Raw genomic sequence first — 24291 nt, forward strand, 5'->3', positions numbered from 1 at the left:
CCGGCTGAGCGGGCGCGCGGGCGCTCGATACTCGGGGACATGGGCAAGTCTGCGGAGTGGATGCGTACCGCGCGGGTGCTGCGCCGGACCGGGTTCGGGGCGACCGGGCCCGAGATCGACGCGGTCTCGGATGTGGCGGGCTACCTGCGCGCCGCGCTGACCGCCGACCCCGAGGCCGATCCGGGCGCTCGTGCCACCCCCGTGCCGGAGCTGGTCCCACCCGCCCCGCTCGGCAAGGGCGCGACGACCGAGGCCCGCAAGCAGTACCAGGCGCAGATCACCGGTCAGCTGGACACGCTGACCTGGTGGTGGCTGCGGCGCATGGCCGCCGTCCGGGTCCCGGTCCGGGAGAAGCTGACCCTGCTGTGGCACAACCACTTCGCCACCTCGGCCAGCAAGGTGCGCAATGCCGCCGAGATGGCCGCGCAGAACCGGACGCTGCGGGCCGGCGGCGCGGGTGACTTCTCCGCGCTCGCCTATGCCATGCTCACCGATCCGGCCATGCTGCGCTGGCTCGACGGCGTCGCGAATACCGCGAAGGCGCCCAACGAGAACCTGTCCCGCGAGTTCATGGAACTCTTCGCGCTCGGCCACGGCAATGGCTACACCGAGACCGATGTGCGCGAGGGCGCCCGGGCCCTGACCGGCTGGACCATCACCGGCGGTGCGGCCACCTTCGACCCCGAGCGCCACGACACCGGAGCGAAAACCGTGCTGGGCGTGACGGGTGCACTGGACGCCCGGTCGTTCTGCGATGCCGTGCTCGCCCGCCCGGAGTCCCCGCGGTTCGTCGCCGGGCGACTGTGGCAGCAGCTGGCCTCCGACGATCCGCCCTCCGATGCCGCCCTGAACCGCCTGACCGCCGCCTACGGCCCCGGCCGGGACCTGTCCGCCCTGGTGACGGCCGTCTGCACCGATCCCGAATTCACCACCGCCCGCGACACCGTCGTCCACGGACCGGTCGAATGGCTGATCGCCGCCGTGCGGGCCTTCAGGATCCCGCTGACCGCGGACGCCGATGCCCGCGCCCTCGCCGGGACGCTGCGCAAACTCGGCCAGCTGCCCTTCTATCCGCCCACCGTCGGCGGCTGGCCACGCGGGCAGGGCTGGATGTCGAGTGCCGCCGCGCAGATACGGCTCACGGCGGCAATGGATCTGATGAAGCAGGCCGACCTGTCGCCGATCACGCAGGCGGGCCGAGCCGACCGCCTGGACGTCACCGCCTACCTGCTCGGCGTCGGCTCCTGGTCCGACCGCAGCGCCGCCGTGCTCGCGACCGCCGTCGATCAGCCGCCCCGGCTGGCCGCGCTCGCCATCAATACGCCCGAATACCTCACCAGCTGAAAGCCACACCACCATGCCGCAATTCAGTCGCAGACAGTTCCTGGTCGGCACCGGCGTGCTGGGCGCGCTCGGCGTGGCCGGCGCCTCCGTGATCACCTGGGACGAGTTGCAGCAGCGCGCCGTCACCACCCCGCTGGCCGCCGGTTCCGGAATCCTGGTGGTGCTCACCCTCTACGGCGGCAATGACGGCATCAGCACCGTGATTCCCTACGCGGACAATGCCTATCACGACGCTCGCCCCGAGCTGTCCTACCGCCCCGAGGAAGTCCTGCATCTGGATGACCAGCTGGGCCTCAACCCGGCCCTGAAGGGCCTGTCCGGCCTGTGGAGCGACCGCACCCTCGCCATTGTGCGCGGAGTCGGGTATCCCAAACCCGACCACAGCCACTTCCGTTCCATGGACATCTGGCAGACGGCCTCACCCGACGAGCCGGTGCAGACCGGATGGATCGGCCGCTGGCTGGACGCGACCGGTGACGATCCGGTCCGCGCGGTCAATATCGGGCCCGTTCTGCCCCAGCTCGCCCTGGGCGCGAAACACACTGCGGCAGCGCTGGATCCAGCGTCCGCGCCGCTGTCCGCCGACCTGGCCGCGGCCCTGTCCGGCCTGGCCGCCGCCGACGCCGCCGACAGCCCGGCGCGGGCCCGGGTCTGCACCGGCTATCAGGCCGAACAGACTGTACGGCAGACCTTTTCGTCGCTGAAGCCGCCCGGGAAGACGGCCGCGAACCCGCTGACCGCCCAGTTGGACCTGGTCTCCCAGTGCGTCAAGGCCGGTGTCCCCACCCGCGTCTACTCGGTCAGCCTGGGCGGCTTCGACACCCACGCCGACGAACGGCACACCCAGGAACAGTTGCTGGGCCGCCTGGGCGAGGCGGTCACCGCCTTCCTGAAGGACCTCTCGACACATCCGCGCGGCCGCGATGTGGTGCTGATGGCCTATAGCGAGTTCGGCCGCCGGGTGGCCGCGAATGCCTCGCAGGGCACCGATCACGGCACCGCCGGACCCGTCTTCCTGGCCGGGGCGTCCGTGGCGGGCGGCTTCCACGGCGACGAGCCCAGCCTCACCGACCTCGACAATGGCGACCTGAAGGTGACCGTCGACTTCCGCGACGTCTATCACGAACTGCTGCACCGGGTCCTCGCCACCGACCCCGCCCCGGTGGTCGGTTCCGGTCGCCGCGACCTCGGGCTGCTGTCCGCCTGACCACGACATGACCGGAGTTTCGGCCTGCCGACACGTCTACGTGTTGCCGACCCACTCGGAACGCGGTATTCAGTTCGCTCGTGTGGGAAGGCGAATCGAGGCTGAGAGTAGGAACCGGTGCGCGCCGATGTTTCTGCGGTGGGCAGGGCGAGAAACACGCATGGCCGCCGCGACCCACGGATCCGACTGCTGCCCCAGTTACTGGCCGCGGCGGCGGAGGGTAATCCGTCCGGGACAGCACTGCGCGCGGGCGCGCAGTCGCTGACCTATGCCGAGCTCGACGAGCGATCCACCCGCCTGGCGCGGGTGCTGGTGGCCCGGGGGCTGGGCCCGGGCGACCGGGTGGTGCTGGCGCTGCCGCGCTCGCCCGAGGCGGTGGTCGCGGTCTGGGCGGTGGCGAAATCGGGGGCGGCCTTCGTGCCGGTCGACCCCGGCTATCCGCCGGACCGGGTGGCGCACATGCTCGCCGACGCGGGCGCGCGCAGCGGGCTCACCCTGTCCGCACTCCGCGACCGGCTCGGCGCTGACCTCGACTGGCTCGAACTCGACGCGCCCCGCTGTGCCGCGCTCCTCGCCGACGCCTCGGCCGAATCCCTGCACTTCACCGAACGCACCCGCCGCCTACACGGCCGGGATATCGCGTATGTCATCTACACCTCCGGGTCGACCGGGGCCCCGAAAGGCGTGGCGGTCACGCATTCCGGTCTCGCCGGGCTCTGCGCCGACCAGTCCCGTCGCTTCGCCGTCACCGCCGAGTCCCGGACCCTGCACTTCGCCTCCCCGAGTTTCGACGCCGCTGTGCTCGAACTGCTGCTGGCCGTCGGAGCCGGCGCGACCATGGTGCTCGCGCCCGCGGACTGCTATGGCGGTGGCGAACTCGCAGACCTGCTGCGCGCCGAGCGGGTGACGCACGCCTTCCTGACCCCGGCCGCCCTGGCCGGACTGGAGGCGAGCAGGCTGCCCGACCTGGCGGTGGTGGTCGCGGGCGGCGAGGAGTGCCCGCCGGATCTGGTCGCACGCTGGTCGCCGGGACGGTCCTTCTTCAATCTCTACGGCCCGACCGAAACCACCGTCGCCGCGACCATCAGCACCGCGCTGGCCACCGTGGACACCGTCGATATCGGTGGACCGATCGCCGGGGTGACCGCTCTCGTCCTGGACCCCCGCCTCCGGCCGGTGCCGACGGCGGTGGCCGGTGAGCTGTATCTGGCCGGGCCGGGCCTGGCGCGCGGGTATCACGAGCGTCCCGGGCTGACCGCCGCCCGCTTCGTGGCGCACCCGAATGGCAAGGGGGAGCGCCTCTATCGGACCGGTGACGTGGTGCGGTGGATCAGCGGCCGCGCCGGTGTCCCGGTGCTGCAATACCTGGGCCGCAACGATTCGCAGGTGCAGATCCGGGGCATCCGGGTGGAGCTCGATGAGATCGACGCCGTCCTGTCCGCACACGAATCCGTGGCCTTCGCAACCACTTGCGTACGTCGCCTGCGCAGCGGAGCCGACGGTGTGGTGTCGTACGTGGTGCCCGCGGCGGGCACCGTCGTGGATACCGCGAGCCTGGCCGAGTATGCGCGGCAACAGCTTCCACGCCATGCCGTCCCCGCCGCCATCACCGTGATCGACGCCATTCCCCTGACTCCGTCCGGGAAGCTGGATCGGGCCGCCCTGCCCGAGCCCATCGTCGCCGCGCGCCCGTACCGGCCCTCGCTGACCGCCAGCGAGCGTGCCGTGGCCGCCGCCTTCGCGGAGCTGCTCGGGGTGGGCCGGATCGGCGCGGCCGACGACTTCTTCGAGCTCGGCGGAAACTCCCTCCTCGCCACCCGATTGGCCGGACGGCTGGGTGCGGATCGGGGCACCCGGGTGCCCGTGCAGTTGATCTTCGAGCATTCGACGGTGGCCGCGCTGGCGGCGGCCGTCGACGCGCTAGAGGGCGGTGCCCGGCCACCGCTGACCGCGCGGTCGCGCCGCGCGACCCGGGTGCCGCTGTCGCCGACGCAGCAGCGCCTGTGGTTTCTGGCGCGTCTGGACCCGGGATCGGCGAGCTACAACATCCCGTTCGCACTGCGCCTGTCCGGCGAACTCGACACGGTGGCTCTGGAACTCGCCGTGCGTGATCTGCTCGACCGGCACGAGGCGCTGCGTACCAGCTACCCCGAGCACCATGGCACCGGCTATCAGGACATCCTGCCCGCCGCCGCAGTCCAGTTCGATATGGCACCGGTCGACATCGCGGAGACCGAGGTGCGGCCGCAGCTGATCATGCTGTCGGGTACGGGATTCGACGTCACCGCCGAGGTCCCGGTGCGTCTGCGGCTGTTCCGGACCGCCGACCGCGAGCACGTACTGGCCGTCGTGATCCACCACCTGGCCGCTGACGGTTTCTCCATGGTCCCGCTGACCCGCGACCTCATGGCCGCCTACACCGCCCGCACCCGCGGCACAGCCCCCGACTGGCCGCCACTGCGTGTGCAGTACGCCGACTACGCGATCTGGCAGCGCGAATTGCTGGGCGTGGCATCGGATCCCGGCTCAGTGGTGGCGACTCAACTGCTGCACTGGCGCGAGGCGCTCGCGGGCCTGCCCCCACTGCTGGACCTGCCCACCGATCGCCCGCGCCCACCGGTGGCGTCGCATCGCGGTGCGGCCCAGCACTTCCGGGTGGACGCCACCCTGCACCGGGCGCTGGAGGAACTGGCCCGTGCGCGCGGCATGTCCGTGTTCATGCTGGTGCACGCGGCGCTCGCGGTCGTGCTGGCCCGGCTGGCCGGAACCACGGACGTGGCGGTGGGAGCGCCGGTCGCGGGCCGCGGCGAACCCGAGCTCGACGATGTGGTCGGCATGTTCGTCAATACCCTGGTCCTGCGCACCCGCATCGACCCGGGCGAGAGCTTCGCCCGCCTGCTCGACCGAGTGCGCGAAACCGACCTGGCCGCCCTCGCCCATGCCGAACTGCCCTTCGAACGGCTGGTGGCCGACCTGGACCCGCCGCGCAGCCGGGCGCATCACCCGCTGTTCCAGGTGGCCCTGTCCTTCCAGGAATTCGGCGATCAGGTGCTGCGGCTGCCCGGTCTGACGGTCACCGCGGCCGACCTGGGTGAGACCTTCTCACCCTTCGATCTGCAACTGACGGTCGTAGCGCAGCGCGACTCCGAAGGCGCTGCGGGACTGAGCTGTTCGTGGCGATACGCCGTCGATCTGTTCGACGATCCGACCATCGCCCGGCTCGGCCGACGGCTGACCGCGCTGCTCGCCGCGGTCGCCGCCGACCCGGAGCGGGCAGTCGGGGACCTGCCCCTGACCGAGGCCGCCGAACTCGCAACCTTCGCGGCGACCGGGCCGAATCACACAGTGCCACACAGGTTCATGTTCGAGGCGTTCATGGACCAGACCCAGCGAACCCCCGACACGCTCGCGGTGACCGGAGACGGCGGCGCACTGACCTATCGCGAGCTCGCCGAGCGATCGAATCGTTTGGCACGCAAGCTGATCGGGCTGGGCGTCGGTCCCGGCGCCGGGGTCGGCGCCACGCTGGATCCCGGCCCCGATCTGGTGGTATGCCTCTACGCCATCGTGCAGGCCGGTGGCGCGTTCGTGCCGATCGACCCCGGCCAGCCCGCCGACCGGATCGAGGCCATGCTGGCCACGGCCGCGCCCGTGTGCACGGTGACCGCCGATCTCCTGAATCCCGCTGAGCTGTCCGAGTTCTCCGCCGATCCGGTGACCGACGCCGACCGGCTGCGGCCGCTGCGTGAACAGGACCTCGCCTATGTGATCTTCACATCCGGATCCACCGGCCGCCCCAAGGCCGTCGGCGTCCCGCATGCCGCCCTGGCCGGCTACATCGCGTTCTTCACCGGCGAATACCAGCTGACCGAACGCGATACCTACCTCCAGCTGGTGCCCGCCACCTTCGACGCCTCCCTCATCGGCGCCACGGTCCCGCTCGCCGTGGGCGCGCACCTGGTGATCCCGTCGGGGCCGGGCCGCGCCGATCCGGAACACCTGGCCGATCTCATGGCCCGCCACCGGGTATCGGCTTTCCTCGCCGTCCCGTCCCTGCTGCGCGCGCTGCTGGACCATGCCCCGGCCGCGGCCTTCGCGGCACTGCGTGTGGTGTGGGCCGGTGGTGAAGCTCTGCCCGCCGAGCTGATCGCGCGATTCACCGCCGCCGGCCCGGCCCGGCTGCACAACCTGTACGGGCCCACCGAGGCGACGATTTCCGTGACCGGCGTCGAGGTCACGCACTCGGGCGACGCACCGGTGTCCATCGGTGCGCCGCACTGGAATTCGCGCGCCTACGTGCTCGATTCCCGCCTGCACCCCGTGCCCGCGGGCACGCCCGGCGAGCTGTACGTCGCGGGTGCTCAACTCGCCCGCGGTTACCTCGGACAGGCCGGTACTACGGCGGATCACTTCGTAGCCGATCCCTTCACCACCGCGGGGGAGCGCATGTACCGCACCGGCGACCTGGTCCGGCGTACCCGCTGCGGTGGCCTGGAATACCTGGGCCGCACGGATTTCCAGCTCGAGCTGCACGGCCTGCGCATCGAACCCGGTGAGGTGGAGGCCGCACTGCGCACGCACCCTGCTGTCGCCGAGGCGGTTGTGGCGATCCGCCGGGAGCGGCTGGTGGGATACCTGCGCACCGGCGTGGCCGACCCGGACCTCTCCGACGTGCTGTCGGCAGCCCGAAAGCGGCTGCCCGGCTATATGATTCCCGCCCAGCTGATCGTGGTCGAGGCCTTCCCTCTCGGGCCGACGGGCAAGCTGGACCGGGCGGCGCTGCCCGATCCCGAACTTCCGGTGCGGGAATACCGTGCGCCGGAGACACCCGAAGAACTGGCCATTGCGGATGTGCTCAGTGCGGAACTGGGCATCGATCGGGTCGGACGTGAGGACGACTTCTTCGCCCTGGGCGGAAACTCCCTGTCCGCCATCCGGGTTCGCGCCGCCCTGGCCGACCGGCTCGGCCGTCCGGTACCGCTCACTCACCTGTTCGCCCATCCGCAGGTGCGGGAACTCGCCGCCGCCCTGCGGGCGGACTCGGCCCCGATCAGCGATGAACCCGACCCCTCGGCCGACATGGCCCTGGCCCCGGAGATCACCGCCGCGGGCCTCCCCGCGCTTCGTCCGGGCGAACCCGCCGCCATTCTGCTCACCGGCGCAACCGGATTCCTCGGCGCCTTCCTGCTGCGGGAGCTGCTCGACCGAACCACCGCAACCATCTATTGCCTCGCACGCGCCCGCGATGTCTCCGCCGCACACGACCGGATCTCCGCGAACGCCACCCGCTATGGCATCGACATCTCCGCCGATGTACATCGAATCGCGGCTGTCCCCGGCGATCTCGCCCGACCCCGGCTCGGCCTGACCCCGGCGGAGTTCACCGAACTAACCCGGCAGATCGACGTGATCTACCACAACGCCGCCCTCGTCAACCACCTCGCGCCGTATACCCGCATGCGCGACGCCAACGTCAGCGGCACGGTGGAGGTCCTGCGGCTGGCCACCGTCGGTCGCTGCAAACCGGTTCACTACATCTCGACCGCCTCGGTCGCCGACGCCCCGCTCCCGCACGGGCTGCCGGGCTACGTCGCTACGAAATGGGTTGCCGAACACCTCGTCCGGACCGCCGCCGACCGCGGCCTGCCCGCTCGCGTCTACCGCCCCGGCCTGATCACCGGCGATTCCCGCACCGGCGCGGCCGGCACCGACGACGCCTGGTGGACCATGCTGCGCGCCATGCTGGTCCTCGGTCTCGCACCCGAGCTGCCGGATGGCGAGGTCGCCATGCTGCCCGTCGACCAGGCTGCCGCGGCCATCGTGGCCGCGGCAGCCGAACCCGCGGGGCCCGGCACCGTCGGCCTGCTGCCCGGACGGACCCTGTCCCTCGAGGCCATTCGCGACGAACTCCTGGGCCGGGGCTATCGGATCGACCTCGTCGACCCGGCGGAATTCGCGACCGCGCTGTTGACCGCGGCCGAACAACCCGGAGCCGACGACCTGCTGGTGCGGGCGGCCGCACTCACCGTCAACTATTCGGCCGAGGTGACCGGGGTCCCCGTCGATCCGGACTCCGCCTGTCCGGGCGCCGACCGTGTCACCCTGAATCGCTACCTCGACTTCTACGTCGCCACCGGCTTCCTCCCACCGCCGCCGCTGTGACCCGGGTCGCGTGCCCGGAATCAAAGCCCGCCGCCTGCGTTGGCAGTGACCATGACTCCGGCACTGCGGGCGATCCGCTTCTCCATCCTGGACCGCTCCCGGGTACGCGCGGGCCAGCCGCATCCGGAGGCTCTGCGCGAGACCGTCGAATTCGCCCGTCTCGCCGAAGAGTGGGGCTACCACCGCTTCTGGGTCTCCGAACACCACAGCGTGCCCGGCGTGGCCGGGTCCGCGCCGACGGTCCTGGCCGCCGCCATTGCCGCGGCCACCTCCCGCATCCGCGTCGGCACCGGCGGCGTCATGCTGCCCAACCATCAGCCGCTGATCGTTGCCGAACAGTTCGGTGTCCTGGAATCGCTGTATCCCGGCCGCATCGATATGGGCCTGGGCCGCTCGGTCGGCTTCACCGGCGGCGTGCGCCGCGCCCTCGGCCACGACCGGCGCGACGCCGAGGACTTCGACGCCCAATTGTCCGAGCTGCTGGCCTATTTCGCGGGTGGTCGCCAGGGCGTGCACGCCTGGCCCGCGGAGGGCCTGCGGGTGCCCGCCTTCCTGCTCGCCACCGGTTCCGGGGCCGAGCGTGCCGGCCGCTTCGGCCTGCCCCTGGTCATTGCGCCCGTCTCCGGTGCGGACGCCATGGTCGAGGCGATCGAGCGGTACCGCACCGGCTTCCGCCCGGGCCCCGGTGGCGACGAACCGTATGTCGTCCTCTCGGGCTCGGTCGTCATCGCCGACACCACCGAGCAGGCCCGCCGCCTGCTCCTACCCGAGGCCTGGTCGGCAGCCTGGTCCCGCACCCGCGGCGAATTCCCGCCCCTGAGCCCGCCCGAGCTCATCGAGCGCGAGCCCATGACCGACCGCCAGCGCACCCTGTTCGAGGAAGCCCTGCGCGGCCATATCCACGGCACCGCATCCGAGGTCCTCGCCGACCTGGACCGTCTGGTGCATCGCACCGGGGCCGACGAATTCCTGGTCCACACCAGCACTTACGACCGCACCGCCCGCCTGGAGTCCCACCGCCGGCTCGCGGAGGCGGTAGGGCTGCGCGCCGATGTGGAAGGACAGCGCGCTTCAGTGTGAGCCGTGCCAGACGCCGTGGTGCTCGCGGTGGGTGGACAGGTAAGCGGTGTCGCTGAGCAGCGTGTCGTAGAAGTCCAGGTCGATGTGCTGGGCCTGGAGATAGTTCATGATCCAGACCGTGGGCACCGTGCCCGGGAACTTCCCGAACATCTCGTCGATGTAAGTCGCTTGGAGAGCGACGAATTCGCGGAAGCGGCGGTCCCACGGTGCGGCGGCGCCGCGCACGCCCGGGGTGTCGGCGAAGGGTCCCGGCGTCGCCGGGTGGTACGGCCCGCCCGGCCCGAACTTGCGCTCGGCCAGCGCCTCGACCGCGGCGGCCATGGACTCGTGGTGCGGGCGGCAGAACGCCTCGAACACCCCGAGCAGCCCGGTGGGATTGGGGAACGGCCAGTCCGGATCGGCGTCATAGCGGAACCCCAGGCCCGGGACCTCCGGATCGCCGGACGCTCCCAGCACGGTGAGCCGGTCGATGCCGTCGAAGGTCCACCCGCCCAAACCCATGGCCCCGAGCAGCAGGTGGCCGTTCACCACCGCCGCCATGAGTTCGGCGGTGGCCTCGGTCAGCGAATACTGCTCGACGAAGCTGAGCGGAATCGGATCGGTGAAACGCAAACGGTCCCGGTACTTTTCGACGCCCGGGATCTCCCTCTTGTTGATGTCGTCGTACAGCGCGAACCCGTTCTGGACGAAGAACGCGATATTGGCGAGCAGCTGCTGGGCCACATCCGCGACCGGAATCACCAGCAGCGAGCCGGGGTGATTGGCGATCCAGGTGTTGTGGCCCTCCAGGTACGGCTCCTTGCGCGGAATGTGAATGCGCTTGTCCGACAACCGGATCACCCGCGCCAGCAGCGCGTTCAGCTGGGCCTCGGCCGCACCGTCGCCCTCGGCGTAGGCCGCCGTCGGCGCGGCGTCGCGGGTCGGCAGGAAGTAGGTCCCGGAGTCGTCGGTGAAGAAGAACTCGCTGGTGTGGAATCCGGCCGCCGAGGCGAAGGTTCGTCCCGTCGCCGACCCGCTGTAGTTGGGCCACGCGGGCGCGTATCCGGGATGGTGGCTGATCCCGAAATGCCATCCGGTCCAACCGGCGACGGTATTGAGCACCACCGCCCGCTCCAGCTCGCTCAGCGCGCGCGGCGCGTGCTTGCTGGTGAACGCCAGCGGGCCCGCCGGAATGCTCCCGCCCAGCGGAAAGCGCCGGGAGCGCCGCCCGTAGATGGCATCCAGGAGCGGGAAGCGTGCCAGTTCACGTAGCGCCTCCCGTTCGTCATCCCCGAGAGTCAAGGGCGGCAATCCCACAGAGTTCGAGTCCGGCATTGTTCTCCTTAGGTGAACGGAAGGTGAACGGAACTTGACCAAAAAGTCGGAGGTGGGCCATAATTGCCGATCTGTACCTCGCAACCCGCGAGGTCTGTGCAATCGGTATTACGCCGGCGCAACTCCGGAAGGAGGGCTGTCATGGCTTTCATCAACTTCTCTCGTAACCCGCTGACCGTGCTCTCGGTCCTCGCAGAGCGTTCCCGCTCGGCGCTGACCGCTCAGGAGCGGGCCAACCTGCGGTCCACGCGCGCCCGCGCCGCGATCTTCAGTGCCGCGCTGGGCGCCCACAGCACCCGCTGAGCCCCGGCCGTCGCGACGTCACGGAGCCGACGCTCGCCGTCCTGAATCATCCAGGGCGGCGGGCGTTTTCGTTACTCGGCTGGTCCCCGGCGGGCGCCGCCGGAGCTCGCAGCAGGGCCGGTGGTTCGGTTCGCGCGCTCCCCGGCTCGCGCTCGTCGACACCCTATCGACTGTCATAGCCGAAAGGTATCAGGTAGCGATCGGGAATTTGTGACCGCGATCACGCTTGAAACCGACGTAACGTCAGGTTTTAGCGTGGGTGGAGCACACCGAAAGGGAGGCGCGATGGATGAGCGGACCTGGCGGGTCGGGGAATTGGCCCGGGAGACCGGGGTGACCGTGCGGACGCTGCATCACTACGACCGGCTCGGGCTGGTGACGGCGTCCTCGCGCACCGGTGGCGGGCATCGCTGCTACGGCGCGGCGGACGTGCGGCGGTTGCATCGCGTGATCGCGTTGCGGGAGTTCGGGTTCACGCTCGAGGAGATCGCGGGCGTGCTCGCCGATGCTCCGGATCAGGACCCCCGGGACCTGGTCCGCCAGCAGCTCGAGGTGCTCGACCGCCGGATCGCACAGGCACTGCGCCTGCGCGCCCGCCTGCTCGGTGTGCGCGACGGACTCGACCGCACGGCCGAGCCGTCGGCACTGGAGTTCCTGCGATTGATCGAGGAGATGGTGGCCATGAATCAGCCCATGACGCTGGAGGAATTCACCCGGCTCGCCCAGCAGCGCGAGGCCCGGATGCGAGAACTCACCGAGGAGCAACGCGCCGAGCTGTTCCAGCGCCGCGAGGCCGCGTTCGCCGCGTTGAGCGCCGAGGATGTCGAGCGCATGCAGCAGGAGCGGCGACGCTACCTGCCGCCCGGCTTCGAACCCGGTGGCGCGCAAGGGTAGTCGCGTCGGCGAGGATGGCCCCGGTGTCCCGCCGGGGCCACACTCGCACAGGACTGAACAGCGCTGTGCCCCACTGATCAGCGGAGGGCGGCGCGGGCCCCGGCTGCCTCGAGCCTGATCCGGGCCGCCTCGGCGGCATCCTTGTCGACCTTCTCCAGGACCGCCTTGGGGGCCGCCTCGACCAGGTCCTTTGCCTCCTTGAGGCCGAGGCCGGGAATGATCTCCCGCATGGCCTTGATGACCTGAATCTTCTTGTCCCCGAAAGATTCCAGGACGAGGTCGAATTCGCTCTGCTCGTCCGCCGCCTCGGCCGGGGGCGCGTCCGCCACAGCCTGGACGGCCACGGGCGGCGCGGCGGTGACACCGAACTCTTCCTCGAACGCCTTCAGGAACTCCGAAAGCTCCAGCAGCGTCATACCTTTGAAAACGTCGAGCAACTCGACAATGGTCATCTTGGCCATGATGTACCCCTTGCAACGCTGACCAGGCGATACGAACAAGTCTAAGCGCGCGGAGCCGCCAAGGTCATCAGATATTCGCGTTCCCCGCGTGTCAGCGGGCGTGGCGCGCCATCGTCGATGGCGACCAGCGTGGAAGTGGCGGACAGATACAGGTATTCGGCGTCGCGGACCTCGTGGGCCAGGGTGAACGAGGTGGTGCCGATGCGTTCCACGACCGAGGTGACGGTGACCGGCGCGGCCCGGAAGAGCAGCGGCATGCGATAGGACAGGCGCTGGCCCGCCACCACCACCAGCCACGCGGCCCCGCCGGATTCGTGGCTGCCCGCCAGAGATTCGGAGCCACCCCGCAGAGATTCGGAGCCACCCCGCAGAGATTCGTAGCGGCCCAGCAGATCCGAGCGGGCCTCGTCGAGGTACTGGGCGAACACCACATTGTTGATGTGCTGCTGCGCGTCGATGTCGGTGCGGCGCAGCTGGATGTCGTAGGTGTGCATCAGGCTTCCAGATCTTTCAGCAGGTGGCGCTGATGCTCGGGCAGCGGGCGCGACTTCTGGGTGGCCTGGTCGAAGGCGACCATCGTGCACACGGACGTGGAGTACACCACATCCGCGTCCCGGATCTCCTGCTGCAGCGCGAACGACGAGGTGCCGATCTTGGTCACCCAGGTCTCCACCCGCACCGGCTGCTGGCGGTAGCGCAGCGGCGTCAGGTAGTCGATGTCCATCTGCGCGACCACATTGGCGCCGCCGAAACCCCGCGTCCAGAACAGGTCGATGCGGGATTCCTCCAGGTAGCGCAGGTGCGCCGCATTGTGCACATGCCCATCGGCGTCCATATCGGACCACCGCAGGGGGCACAGGAAAAGGTGTCGGGCCACCACGCATTCATATCAAGCGGGCCGCGGTGATTCAGCTCATGCCGGTTCGATCAGCAACGTCCGGGCTATTGTCGGATGGCCGAATCTGCAAGAGTCGTGTCATTGACGCCATCGGGCGGAGACCGCAGTCTGAAGGCATGCGGGTGGTGCTGATCGTGGTCTTCGACGGGTTCCAGCTGACCGATCTCGCCGGGCCCGCCGACGTGTTCACCGGGGCGGCCGCGCTCGGCGCGACCCCGGGTTACCGAGTCGAACTGGCCGCCGCGCAGTCCGGTCCGGTGCGGTCCTCGTGCGGCATCGAGGTGACCGCTGCGCACGGGCTCGACACCTGGGACGGACCGCTGGACACGCTGCTCGTGGTGGGCGGGTTGACCGTCTGGGCCGCGGCCGGGGACGCCGAGCTGGTGACCGGCATCCGGCGGCTGGCCGCCGGATCGGATCGGGTCGGCTCGGTCTGTTCGGGCACCTTCCTGCTGGCGCGGGCCGGACTGCTGGACGGCCGCCGCGCCACCACGCACTGGGCGGGCGGCGAGCTGCTGGCCGAGCAGTTCCCGGCCATCACCACCGAACCCGACCGCATCTATGTGCGCGACGGGCCGATGTGGACCTCGGCCGGGGTGACCGCGGGCATCGACCTGGCGCTGGCCATCGTGGCCGCCGACCACGGGCCGGACCTGGCGCGCGAGGTGGCGCGCTGGATGGTGGTGTACCTGCACCGGCCCGGCGGACAGAGCCAGTTCAGCACGCCGCTCGCGGCCAACCCGCCGAAGCGGAATTCGCTACGGGCGCTGCAGGTCTGGATGGAGGAGAATCTGGAGGCGGATCTCTCGCTGCCCGCGCTGGCCGGGCGGGTCGGCATGAGCATCCGGCACTTCTCCCGCGTCTTCGCCGGCGAGACCGGGACGACCCCCGCCCGCTATGTCGAGCAGGTCCGCGTGGCCGCGGCCCGGCGCCTGCTGGAGACCACCGACCAGCCCATGGACCGGATCGCCGCCGCCGTCGGGCTCGGTAGCCCCGAGACCCTGTACCGAATCTTCCACCGTCAGCTGGGCATACCGCCGGGCGAGTACCGCGCCCGGTTCACCACTTTCTGAAAGGGGGAGTGTCCCATGACATTCCAGATCGCCATCGTGCTCTACCCGGGCATGACCGTGCTGGACGCGATCGGGCCGTACGAGGTGCTGCGGATGATTCCGGACAGCGAATTGCGGTTCGTCTCCAATGAAGTCGGCCCGATCGTCTCCGACAGCGGGGTGCTCGCGCTGGGCGCGACCCACACCTTCGCCGAGACCCCCGCACCGGATCTGGTGCTGGTCGGCGGATCCGAGGCCGCGACCACCGAGGCCATGGCCAACCGCGAGCTCATCGAGTGGCTGCGGGCCGTGCACCCGAACACGCAGTGGACCACCTCGGTCTGTTCCGGTGCGCTGATCCTGGCCGCCGCGGACATCCTGCGCGGTCATCCCGCCACCACGCACTGGGCCGCCCAGCCCGCCCTGGCCGCGTTCGGGGCCGAGTCGCGCCCGCACGACCGGATCGTGCACAGCGGCAAGATCGTCACCGCCGCCGGGGTTTCCGCCGGAATCGATCTCGGGCTGTGGCTGGTCGGCCGGATCGCGGGGGACCAGGTCGCGCAGATGACTCAGCTCTACATCGAATACGACCCGCACCCGCCGTTCGACACCGGCCACCCGGACAAGGCGCCGGCCGAGATCATGCGCAAGGCTCGACTGGAGATGACCAAACGCGCCGCCACACCCCGCCTTCCGGTCGACCTGGCCACCACCTTCTGGCGGCTGACCCTCAACCGCATGCGGGAACGCGCCGCCGCCAAGCGCTGACTTCCCGTACCGTCGGAGGGGTGACCGAGCTGCTCGGCGACGATTTCTTCGCCAATCCGCATGCGTACTACCGGCTTTGGCGCGAGCAGGGCCCGGTCCACCGGGTGCATTTCGGCGACGGCGTGGACCGCTGGCTCATCATCGGCTACGAGGAAGCGCGCGCGGCGCTGGCGGATCCGCGGCTGTGCAAGGACATCGACCGGCTGCAAGCGGTGATCGAGCGCAAGTACGCCGGGACCTGGGCGGGGCCGCGCACCCACGACGGCCTGCGGCACATGCTCAATGCCGATCCGCCCACCCACACCCGGCTGCGCAAGGCCGTGTCCCAGGCGTTCACCGCGCGCCGGGTGGCCGCCCTGCAGCCCATCATCGAACGGACGGCGAACGACCTGCTCGACGCCATGGCTGCGCACGAGCGGGTGGATCTGCTGCAGGCCTTCGCGGTGCCGCTCCCGGTGGCGGTGATCTGTCACCTGCTGGATGTGGACATCGAGGACCACGGCACCTTCCGCGAGTGGACGAAGGCCCTCGTCGGCACCCTGGAGCCGGATGTGGACCGGTCCCGGGCACACGACGAGATGGTGGCGTTCCTGCGGAAGATGCTGCAGCGCAAGCGGGCCGAGCCCGGCGAGGATGTGCTCTCGGCGCTCGTCGGTGACGACGCCGAGCTCGACGAGGGCGAGCTCATCGGCATGGCACTGCTGCTCCTGGTCGCCGGGCACGAGACCACGGTGAACCTGGTCGGCAACGGCATGCTCGCCCTGCTGCGCGACCGTCCCTGGCTGGAACGGCTACGCGAGAACCCGGACCTGATCCCCGCCGCGGTCGAGGAATTCCTCCGTTTCGACGGCCCGGTCGACATGGCCACCCTGCGCTTCACCAGCGAGCCGATCACCGTGGGCGGCACTGTCATTCCCGAGGGCGAAATGGTCCTGGTTGCCCTGGCCGCCGCCAATCGCGACCCGCGCCACTTCACCGATCCGCACCGCGTCGACCCCACGGCCGACCACACCGGCCACCTGGGCTTCGGCTACGGCATCCACTACTGCGTCGGCGCGCCCCTGGCCCGCCTCGAGGGCCGGGTGGCCTTCACCGCACTGCTGCAGCGCTTTCCGGACATCACGCTGGCCGTCGACGACTCCGAGCTGCGGTGGTATCCGAATGCCGTGATCCACGGCCTGAAGCGATTGCCCGTGCGCCTGCGTTCCTGACCTGGCTCCGGGGTGCGTAGATCCAGGAATCGAAATTCCCGGGCGACGAGCGATGATTTTTCGTCGGCGCGGCGGTCTATATACGTGAACTGACGTTCGAATTATCCGTCGAGTCAAAAGAGTTGATCTTTCATGACCGTATTCGCCATCTATGGGGCCACCGGTCACACCGGTCGCCTGGTCGCCGCCGATCTCACCGCACGGGGAAAAGAGGTGGTGGTGTCCGGGCGGGATCCGGATGCCCTCGCTGCCCTGGGTTATTCGCGGGTGATGCCCGCCGCGCTGGATGATCCGGCGGCACTGCGGGCGCTGGCCGAGGCCGCCGACGTGATCATCCATTGTGCGGGGCCCTTCGCCACCACCGGACTGCCGGTCGCTACCGCCGCCGTCGAGGGCGGTTGCCACTATGTCGATCACGCGGTGGAGGTGCACCACGTCAAGCGGCTGTTCGATAGCTTCACCGAGCCCACGCAGCGGGCCGGGATCACCATGCTGCCGAGTGTGAGTTTCTATGGGGGACTGGGTGATCTGCTGGCCGGGGCGGTCGCACGCGGGATTCCCGGCATCGACCGGATCACGGTGGCCTACAACGTCACCAACTGGATGATGACCCACGGCGCGGTGGAGACCGCGCGGCTGCTGTTCGCCGACACCGATCGCATCGGTTACGAGGACGGCGAGCAGCGGTACGGATTCGTGGAACCGCGGCAGGCGATCTTCGCGTTCCCGCCGCCGGTCGGGCCGCGGCCCATGATCGCGCCCGTGCCGTTCCCGGAGGCGGTCACGGTGCCCCGGCACACCCGCACCCGAGCGGTGGAGGCCCAGCTGACCTCGCGCACGTTCGAGGAGGACCAGGCCTTCGCCAGTGAGCAGGTGGACGCGGCAGCCCGCGCCGCGAGCGAATTCATGATCGCCGCACAGATTCTCGCGCCCGCCGGCTCCGCCGCCGGGACGCTGACCGGCCGGGACCTGTGGTCGGCGGCCGCGCTGGCGTCGGTGGAAGCCGCGGTGCGGCTCACCGAGGGCGAAGCCAAGCCCGGAGTCGCCAGTCCTGGTGAGGCTTTCGACGCGGCGGACTTCCTGACCCGCCTCGCCGCGCGCGGGGCCTTCGAACTGCGGTTGCCGGCGACGGCGTGAGGAGCAGAGCAATGGAACCGATTCTCGTCACCGGCGCGGCCGGTGGAAGCCAGGGCGGCACCGGCCGGCTGGTGGCCGAAACCCTGTTGCGCGCGGGACTGCCGGTGCGCGCCTTCGTGCACAGCGATGACGGCCGTGCGGCCGAGCTGAAGGACCTCGGCGCGGAGGTCGTCGTCGGCGATCTGCGCGAGATCACCGCCGTGACACCCGCCCTGCAGGGCGTGCGCCGGGCCTACTTCACCTATCCGGTGACCGCCGGAATGATCGACGCCACAGCGGTTCTCGCGGCCGTCGGCCGTCAGGCGGGGCTGCAGCGCGTGGTCGCGACCTCACAGCTCGGCTCCGATCCGCAGGCGGGCACCCCGCACATGCGGCGGCACTGGGTGGCCGAACAGGTGCTCGACAACGCCGGCATCGGCGCGGTTCACCTGCGCGCGGCGGTGTTCTACGAGAACCTGCGGGTGGCCATCGGCGACCGCGGGGAGCTGGCGCTGCCGCTCGGCTCGCCCGACACCGTGCTGCCGCTCATTGCGGGCGCGGATGTGGCCGGGGTCGGGGCTGGCGTGCTGCGCGCCGAGGGCCCGGTGGATCCGGTGCTGTGGCTGGCGGGCGAGATCATGACCGTCGGCGAGGCCGCCGAATTGTTCGGCGTCCCTTACCGGAACGTCGATCCGGGCGAGTGGGCCGAGTGGGCCATGACCGTCTACCGCGACGCGGTGGCCGTCGAGCACCTGACCCACCTGTGGACCATGTTCGCCGCCATCGGATCCGGTCACGAGCTCTTCCGCGTGACCGAATCCATCGAGCGGTTCACCGGCCACCCGCCGATCGCCCTGCGCGAGTTCGTCACTTCGGCGTGAGGAAGTCCTCCAGGAAGTTGCCCAGGCGCTCGGCGCGCGCGGCGATGCTGCGGTTGGATTGCACGTAGTCGTCGATGCCCTGCTCCTGGGCGTCCTTCAGATACCCGGGCAGCGGCTGCTGGATCTCGGTGTCGATGGCCTGCGCCAGCAGCTGTGCCATGGTGTCCCGCAGCGGATTTCCGCTCGCCGCCTGATTGTCGAGCTCCAGGCGGCCGTTCTCGGTGGAGTAGTCGTAGAGTTCGAATTCCTGCTCGGCCGACGCGTCGATCTGGATGCGGCCGTCCAGCCACTTCGAGTAGGAGGCGAACTTGGCGTCGGCCGTGCGCACCATGGCCACGTGGCCGGGTGCGTTGTGGTCGAACAGGATCGCCGCCTCCTCGATGGTGGACTCGTCGGTGGTGTGCGCGATCCACGGGCGCCCGGCGGTGGAGGCATCGCGGCACAGGGCCGCCAGGTCCAGGCGGCCACGCAGGTGCTCGTAGCGGTCCCCGGCCCGCCAGTCCGCGCCGCCGGTGGCGATGGTCAGCAGCAGGGGCGTGAGGTCGACGCTGGAGGTGAGTTGTGTGCGTGCGCTGGTGGAATCGGTGGGGCTGAGGTATCCGCGTGGGTCGTGCACGTACAGCGGCACCCGGACCGCCTCGTCGTAGGCGCCGCCGCCCTTGCCGTGCAACCCGTGCGATCCGGCGTAATCGCCGTGATCGGAGGTGAACACGATGACGGTATTGGCGGCGACGTCCGGTCGCGAGTACAGCGTGTCGAGCACCCGGCCGATCTGCCCGTCGACCTGCTGCTGCAGCCATAGGTACAGGTTGCGCATGTCGATCCAGGCCTGGGTGGCCTCGGGCGTGCCGTAGGGTGCGAGCCCGAACGCCACCACCGACGCCTGCACCAGTGCCATCTGCAGCCGCGGCTTGGCCGAAAGCTGTTCCAGCGACTCGAAATTCCCGGGCAGCTGGTCCATCCAGCGCGGAAGGTCGAGGTTGGCCTGGTCCCGGCGGGTCCAGCGCGGCCAGTACTGGATGTCGTGCGGATTCACCAGTGACACGGTGGTGCACCACGGCGATCCGCCGGAATCGTGCTCGAACCAGTCCACGAAGTCGTCGACGATCTTCGGATCGGCCTGCAACCCCTGCCCCGGCGCGCCGTTCGGCGACGGGTAGGTGCCGCCGCCGAACCCGTAGGCGTCCAGCGCGCCCGGCGTGCGGTCCGGGTAGTGGCCCAGATGCCACTTGCCCCACCAGGTCGTCTCGTAGCCCTGCTCGCGCAGCATGGAGCCCCAGGTCGGGAAGCGCGGGGAGAGTGTGGATTCCGAGACCACCATGCAGCCGGTCTGGTGGCTGTAGAGCCCGGTCACCAGCGCGCCGCGGGAGGCGGTGCAGTCGTTGGCGGCGGTGTAGTGCTGCTCGAACGAGACGCTGCCGTGCCGGATGCGGGCCAGGTTGGGAAGCAGCTGATCCAGGGTCCGCTGATCGGGGAACCAGGCGGGCGCGCGCATCTCGTCGACGATGACCACGAGGATGTTCGGTTTGCCCGGGTCCACATCGGCCCGGGCCCGGGGCGCCGGTCCGGTCGCGGTAGCGGCCACCGCCGCCGTCACCGATGCTGCTGCTCCCGTCAGGAATCCACGTCTGCCGAACAAGGGGCCTCCTACTGCCGAAGTGGCGATTCCCGGGCAGCGTAGGACAGTTCCGCGAGCCGATCGTCACGCCTGCGCGGGACCCGGTATCCCCCGTCCGGGGGACAGGACGCGGAGGTAGTGCTCGACCTCGTGCTGGATCGCGATCCGGCCGGGGCCCAGATATCGGCGCGGGTCGGAGAGATCCGGGTGCGTGGCGAGGGTCGACCGAACCGATTCGGCGAGTGCGATATTCAGGCGGGTCGCGATATTGATCTTCGCCATGCCGTGCCGTACTGCCGCGCGCAGGCCGGCGTCGGAGACGCCCGACGATCCGTGCAGTACCAGGGGGACCGGGAGTTTCGCGGCCAGGGCGGCGATCAGCTCGGTGTCCAGCACGGCATCGCGGGTGCGCATGGCGTGGGCGGAACCGACCGCCACGGCCAGGGCGTCCACCCGGGTCGACGAGACGAAGGCCACGGCCTCGCCGGGATCGGTGCGCACACCGGGGGTGTGGGCGCCGTCCTTGCCGCCGATCGCGCCAAGTTCGGCCTCCACGTGCACGCCGCGGTCGTGGCACCAGCGGGTGATGGCCGCGGTGACCTCGACATTGGCGGTGTAGTCGAGGGCGGAGCCGTCGTACATGACCGAGGTGATACCGAGTTCCACCGCCTGCGTGATCAATTCGCGGGAGGTGGCGTGATCCAGATGGACCGCGAGGGCGGCGGCGCTGTCGGCGGCCAGGTGCAGGCAGGCGTGCGCGAGCGGCTTCAGGCCCCGGTGGTAGCGGACGGTGTTCTCCGAAATCTGGAGCACGGCGGGCCGATTCGCGGACTCGGCCGCGGCGGCGATGGCCTGCGCGTGTTCCAGGGTGATGACATTGAACGCGCCCAGCCCACCGGGAGCGGCGGCGGCGAGCAGCTCGGGGAGCGGGACCAGCGTCACGGCCGGGACTCCGGGACCAGTGCGGTGACCTGGACGGCGGGGGTGAGGCGGTCGCGGAGCGTCAGGTCGATCTCGCCCGCCACCGGGATCACCACGGACGCCGCGGAGGTCGCGACGGCATCGGTGAGCAGGGCCGGCCAGTCCGGCTCGCCCGGGGCGGCCAGCGCGCGGATCACGGCGGCCGCGGCGGCATCGCCCGCGCCGGTCGGATTGCCCGCCAACGGTTCCGGCAGCGTCGCCGACCAGGCCCCGGATGCCGTCACCGCGACCACTCCGGCCGGGCCGCGGGTCGCGACCACGGCGCGGACACCGGCCGCCAGCAGTGGACCGGCGGCCGCCGCCACGGCATGCGGGGTCTCGGCGACCACGCCGGTGAGGCGTTCCAGCTCATCCTGATTGGGTGTGAGCACGACGCCGGGGACGGTGGCCGCGAGCTTCAATGCCGGACCGTCGACATCACACACGGTCGGCACGCCCGCCGCGACAGCCGTGCGTACCAGGTCGGCGGGCACTGCGTCGTCCACCCCGCCGGGCAGCGATCCGGAGATCACCAGCCCGCGCAGCTCGGGCAGCAGGAATGCGACGCGATCCAGCAGCCGATCCACGGCGTGCGGTTCGTGCACATACGCGCCCGGCTCCCACAGGCCGGTGGCGGTGCCGTCGCGGGATTCACTGATCACCAGGGTGCGCCGGACCCACGGCAGGGCGGGCACGAAGTCGGCGGGGAATTCCGCGGCGGCCGCCGCGGCGAAGGTGTGGTCGGCGAATCCCGTTGCCCGCACACAGCTGCCGAGCTGGCACAGGATGCGGGTGACATTGATGCCCTTGCCGCCCAGGCGCTGCTCGACCGAGAGCACCCGCTGGGCGCGCCCGCGCTCCAGGCGTTCGAGCCGGTAGGTCAGGTCGTAGGCGGGATTCATGGTGACGGTGAGGATCACGCCAGCCACCGTCCCCGCCGCAGCACCCGCCGTAGGTTCAGGTCGTCGTCGAGCACCACGGCGTCGGCGTACAGGCCCGGCCGCAGGTCGCCGACCTGATCCAGCCCGGCGGCGTCGGCGGGGGTGGAGGTGACGGCCGCGACGGCGTCGTACAGCGGGACGCTGCACTCGCGCACCGCCCAGCGCAGGCAGTGCAGCAGCGTCGCGGTGCCGCCCGCCAGCGAGCCGCCCGGCACCCGGGCCACGCCGTCGGTCACGGTGACCGGCCGTGGTCCCAGCCGATACTGCCCGTCCGGCATGCCCGCTGCCTGCATGGCATCGGTGACCAGCACCACGCGGTCGGAGGCGGTGGCGAAAACCAGTGCGCCGAAACCGGAATCGACGTGCACGCCGTCCCCGATGACCTCGACGAAGGCATGCCGCTCGGCCGCCGCGACCAGGCCCGCCGCCACCGGCCCGGGTGCCCGATGATGCAGCGGCGGCATGCCGTTGGCGAGATGGGTGACCAGGGTGGCGGACCCCTCCGGGCTCAGCGCCGCCCGGAAGCGGGCGAAGCTCGAATCGCTGTGGCCGACCGCGACCACCACGCCGCTGTCGGCCAATTGTTTGGCGGCGGTGTCGAATCCGGCACGTTCGGGGGCCAGGGTCATGACCCGCAGGCTGCCCTCCGCGGCTCGCAGCAGACGATCGATCAGCGCGGGATCCGGATCGATGAGACAGCCGAGATCGTGTGCTCCGCAGCGGGTCCGGGACAGGAACGGCCCCTCGACATGGATACCGGCGATGGCCCCGTCCGCGGCGAGCGTCCGCAGTGTGGCGGCCTGGGCCACCATGGTGTCGGGCGCGGCGGTCACCAGGCTGGCGAGCACGCTGGTCGAGCCCCGCCGATGGTGGAAGGCCGCGGCCGCGCGCGCCTCCGCCGGATCCTCGGTATCGAAGCGGTGGCCGAAACCGCCGTGGGTGTGGATGTCCACCAGGCCGGGGACGATCGTGCCCGCGTATTCGGGCGGTAGTTCGCGGTGGGTCGTGGCCCATTCGGTGGCCGGCCGCACCGCGGCCACCCGCTCGCCCCGGATCGAGACGACACCGTCCTCCAGCAACCCCGCCCGGGTCACCACCCGGCCGCGCAATTCGAGTCCGCGTCGGCCGGTCATCGCAGTTCACCCGTTCGCGCCAGGTGGGCCGCGCCGATCAGCCCGGCGCGAATGCCGAACTCGCCCAGTGTGATCCGTGGAACGGGCGCCACCCGCAGCAGGGCGGTGAGCCGGGCGTGCAGGCCGTCGGTGAGGACCACGCCCGCGCGGGCCAGGCCCCCGCCGAGCACGATCAGCTCGGGGCAGCTCGCGTGCACGACGCCCAGCAGGCCCGCGGCCAGCGCGTCGATGGCATCGTCGATTACCGCCCGCGCCTGTGGATCGGTGTCGACGGCAGCGAAAACGGTTTCCGCGCCGGTGATTTCGCGACCGGTGCTCGCGGCGTAGGCGCGGGCGATGGCCGGTCCCGACGCGACCGTCTCGACGCAGCCGGTATTGCCGCACGGGCAGGGCAGTCCGTCGCGGTAGCGCACCGGGATGTGGCCGTATTCCCCGGCCTGCGCGTGGCCGATCTGCCCCGCGGGGGTGCGCACCAGGCGGCCGCCCACCGACAGCGTGCCGCTGATGCCGGTACCGAGGATCAGCACACAGACATCGTCGAGGCCGCGGCCCGCGCCGAAACGCCATTCGGCCCAGCCGGCCACGGTCACGTCGTGGTCGATGAGCACCGGCAGACCCCAGCGGTCGGTGAAACGATTGCCCACCTTCACATTCCGCCAGCCGAGATTGCTGCTGAAGACCGCGATGCCACGGTCGGCGTCGACCAGCCCGGGCAGGACCACCGCCGCCCGTGCCACCCGCTGCCGGTGGTTCGGCGGCAGGGTCGCCAGCAGCTCCCCGCCGAGCCGTTCGATGGCATCGAAGGCTCCCTCGCCGCGCGGTGTCCCGACGGTTGCCGCGCATCGGACGGCGCCGCCCGCGTCGGTGATCTCGGCCTTGGTGGTGCCGCCCCCGACGTCCACGGCGAGCACCAGATCTGTTGCTGCGTCAGCCATCACGGCACAACCC

At 70.7% G+C, this 24291-nt stretch carries 20 protein-coding genes; 11 read left to right on the top strand and 9 right to left on the bottom strand.

The window, feature by feature from the left end; translation table 11 throughout:
- Nucleotides 1-39 precede the first annotated feature (39 nt).
- The 4 genes from ACIRRA_RS20635 (at nt 40) to ACIRRA_RS20650 (ending at nt 9793) form a co-directional block, all read left to right on the top strand.
- A complete protein-coding gene (locus ACIRRA_RS20635; RefSeq protein WP_402770245.1) occupies nt 40-1344 on the top strand; it encodes a DUF1800 domain-containing protein in 1305 nt (434 codons plus the stop codon).
- Nucleotides 1345-1357: 13 nt separating this feature from the next.
- The gene (locus ACIRRA_RS20640; RefSeq protein ID WP_402770248.1) at nt 1358-2551 is read left to right on the top strand and encodes a DUF1501 domain-containing protein; all 1194 of its coding nucleotides are present in this window, start codon (nt 1358-1360) and stop codon (nt 2549-2551) included.
- 138 nt (nt 2552-2689) lie between these two features.
- The gene (locus ACIRRA_RS20645) at nt 2690-8713 is read left to right on the top strand and encodes an amino acid adenylation domain-containing protein (RefSeq protein ID WP_402770251.1); all 6024 of its coding nucleotides are present in this window, start codon (nt 2690-2692) and stop codon (nt 8711-8713) included.
- Between the two features lie 51 nt (nt 8714-8764).
- Nucleotides 8765-9793, top strand: coding sequence for an LLM class flavin-dependent oxidoreductase (locus ACIRRA_RS20650; RefSeq protein WP_402770254.1), 1029 nt, complete (start codon nt 8765-8767; stop codon nt 9791-9793).
- On the opposite strand, the gene ACIRRA_RS20655 is transcribed toward ACIRRA_RS20650, so the two are convergent.
- A complete protein-coding gene (locus tag ACIRRA_RS20655) occupies nt 9785-11107 on the bottom strand; it encodes a hypothetical protein (RefSeq protein WP_402770257.1) in 1323 nt (440 codons plus the stop codon). The two genes, ACIRRA_RS20650 and ACIRRA_RS20655, sit on opposite strands and share 9 nt — an antisense overlap.
- A 141-nt stretch (nt 11108-11248) precedes the next feature.
- On the opposite strand from ACIRRA_RS20655, the gene ACIRRA_RS20660 reads away from it, so the two are divergent.
- The gene (locus ACIRRA_RS20660; protein ID WP_354841596.1) at nt 11249-11410 is read left to right on the top strand and encodes a hypothetical protein; all 162 of its coding nucleotides are present in this window, start codon (nt 11249-11251) and stop codon (nt 11408-11410) included.
- 285 nt (nt 11411-11695) lie between these two features.
- The gene (locus tag ACIRRA_RS20665) at nt 11696-12304 is read left to right on the top strand and encodes a MerR family transcriptional regulator (RefSeq protein ID WP_357001397.1); all 609 of its coding nucleotides are present in this window, start codon (nt 11696-11698) and stop codon (nt 12302-12304) included.
- Between the two features lie 77 nt (nt 12305-12381).
- On the opposite strand, the gene rplL is transcribed toward ACIRRA_RS20665, so the two are convergent.
- From rplL to ACIRRA_RS20680, 3 genes are read right to left on the bottom strand one after another with little or no spacing between them, the layout of a single operon-like run.
- Complete coding sequence (gene rplL / locus ACIRRA_RS20670; protein WP_357001394.1) at nt 12382-12765, bottom strand: 50S ribosomal protein L7/L12; 384 nt, start codon at nt 12763-12765, stop codon at nt 12382-12384.
- 41 nt (nt 12766-12806) lie between these two features.
- On the bottom strand, nt 12807-13259 hold the full coding sequence (locus ACIRRA_RS20675; RefSeq protein ID WP_402770262.1) for an acyl-CoA thioesterase: 453 nt from the start codon (nt 13257-13259) through the stop codon (nt 12807-12809).
- Complete coding sequence (locus tag ACIRRA_RS20680) at nt 13259-13642, bottom strand: acyl-CoA thioesterase (RefSeq protein ID WP_402770265.1); 384 nt, start codon at nt 13640-13642, stop codon at nt 13259-13261. The genes ACIRRA_RS20675 and ACIRRA_RS20680 overlap by 1 nt, the downstream gene beginning before the upstream one ends.
- Nucleotides 13643-13779: 137 nt before the next feature.
- Between ACIRRA_RS20680 and ACIRRA_RS20685 the strand changes: the two genes are divergently transcribed.
- From ACIRRA_RS20685 to ACIRRA_RS20705, 5 genes are all read left to right on the top strand, one after another.
- Nucleotides 13780-14736: a GlxA family transcriptional regulator gene (locus tag ACIRRA_RS20685; protein WP_402770268.1), complete on the top strand. Its 957-nt coding sequence runs from the start codon at nt 13780-13782 to the stop codon at nt 14734-14736.
- A gap of 15 nt (nt 14737-14751) precedes the next feature.
- The gene (locus ACIRRA_RS20690) at nt 14752-15483 is read left to right on the top strand and encodes a DJ-1/PfpI family protein (RefSeq protein WP_402770270.1); all 732 of its coding nucleotides are present in this window, start codon (nt 14752-14754) and stop codon (nt 15481-15483) included.
- A 20-nt stretch (nt 15484-15503) separates the two neighbouring features.
- On the top strand, nt 15504-16694 hold the full coding sequence (locus ACIRRA_RS20695; RefSeq protein WP_402770273.1) for a cytochrome P450: 1191 nt from the start codon (nt 15504-15506) through the stop codon (nt 16692-16694).
- A 132-nt stretch (nt 16695-16826) separates the two neighbouring features.
- On the top strand, nt 16827-17831 hold the full coding sequence (locus tag ACIRRA_RS20700) for a saccharopine dehydrogenase NADP-binding domain-containing protein (protein WP_402770276.1): 1005 nt from the start codon (nt 16827-16829) through the stop codon (nt 17829-17831).
- Between the two features lie 11 nt (nt 17832-17842).
- Nucleotides 17843-18691: an NAD(P)H-binding protein gene (locus ACIRRA_RS20705; protein WP_402770278.1), complete on the top strand. Its 849-nt coding sequence runs from the start codon at nt 17843-17845 to the stop codon at nt 18689-18691.
- On the opposite strand, the gene ACIRRA_RS20710 is transcribed toward ACIRRA_RS20705, so the two are convergent.
- The 5 genes from ACIRRA_RS20710 to ACIRRA_RS20730 form a co-directional block, all read right to left on the bottom strand.
- Entirely contained in the window at nt 18678-20330 is a 1653-nt protein-coding gene (locus ACIRRA_RS20710) for a sulfatase-like hydrolase/transferase (RefSeq protein ID WP_402770281.1), read from the bottom strand. The genes ACIRRA_RS20705 and ACIRRA_RS20710 overlap by 14 nt on opposite strands.
- A 63-nt stretch (nt 20331-20393) precedes the next feature.
- The gene (locus ACIRRA_RS20715; RefSeq protein ID WP_402770284.1) at nt 20394-21251 is read right to left on the bottom strand and encodes a class II fructose-bisphosphate aldolase; all 858 of its coding nucleotides are present in this window, start codon (nt 21249-21251) and stop codon (nt 20394-20396) included.
- Complete coding sequence (locus ACIRRA_RS20720; RefSeq protein WP_402770287.1) at nt 21248-22189, bottom strand: hexose kinase; 942 nt, start codon at nt 22187-22189, stop codon at nt 21248-21250. The genes ACIRRA_RS20715 and ACIRRA_RS20720 overlap by 4 nt, the downstream gene beginning before the upstream one ends.
- A complete protein-coding gene (locus tag ACIRRA_RS20725; protein ID WP_402770289.1) occupies nt 22186-23343 on the bottom strand; it encodes an N-acetylglucosamine-6-phosphate deacetylase in 1158 nt (385 codons plus the stop codon). Before ACIRRA_RS20725 ends, ACIRRA_RS20720 begins: the two co-directional genes overlap by 4 nt.
- Complete coding sequence (locus tag ACIRRA_RS20730) at nt 23340-24278, bottom strand: ROK family protein (RefSeq protein ID WP_402770292.1); 939 nt, start codon at nt 24276-24278, stop codon at nt 23340-23342. Before ACIRRA_RS20730 ends, ACIRRA_RS20725 begins: the two co-directional genes overlap by 4 nt.
- Nucleotides 24279-24291 lie beyond the last annotated feature (13 nt).

This window comes from Nocardia sp. NPDC101769, from assembly GCF_044766925.1.
Classification (GTDB): domain Bacteria; phylum Actinomycetota; class Actinomycetes; order Mycobacteriales; family Mycobacteriaceae; genus Nocardia.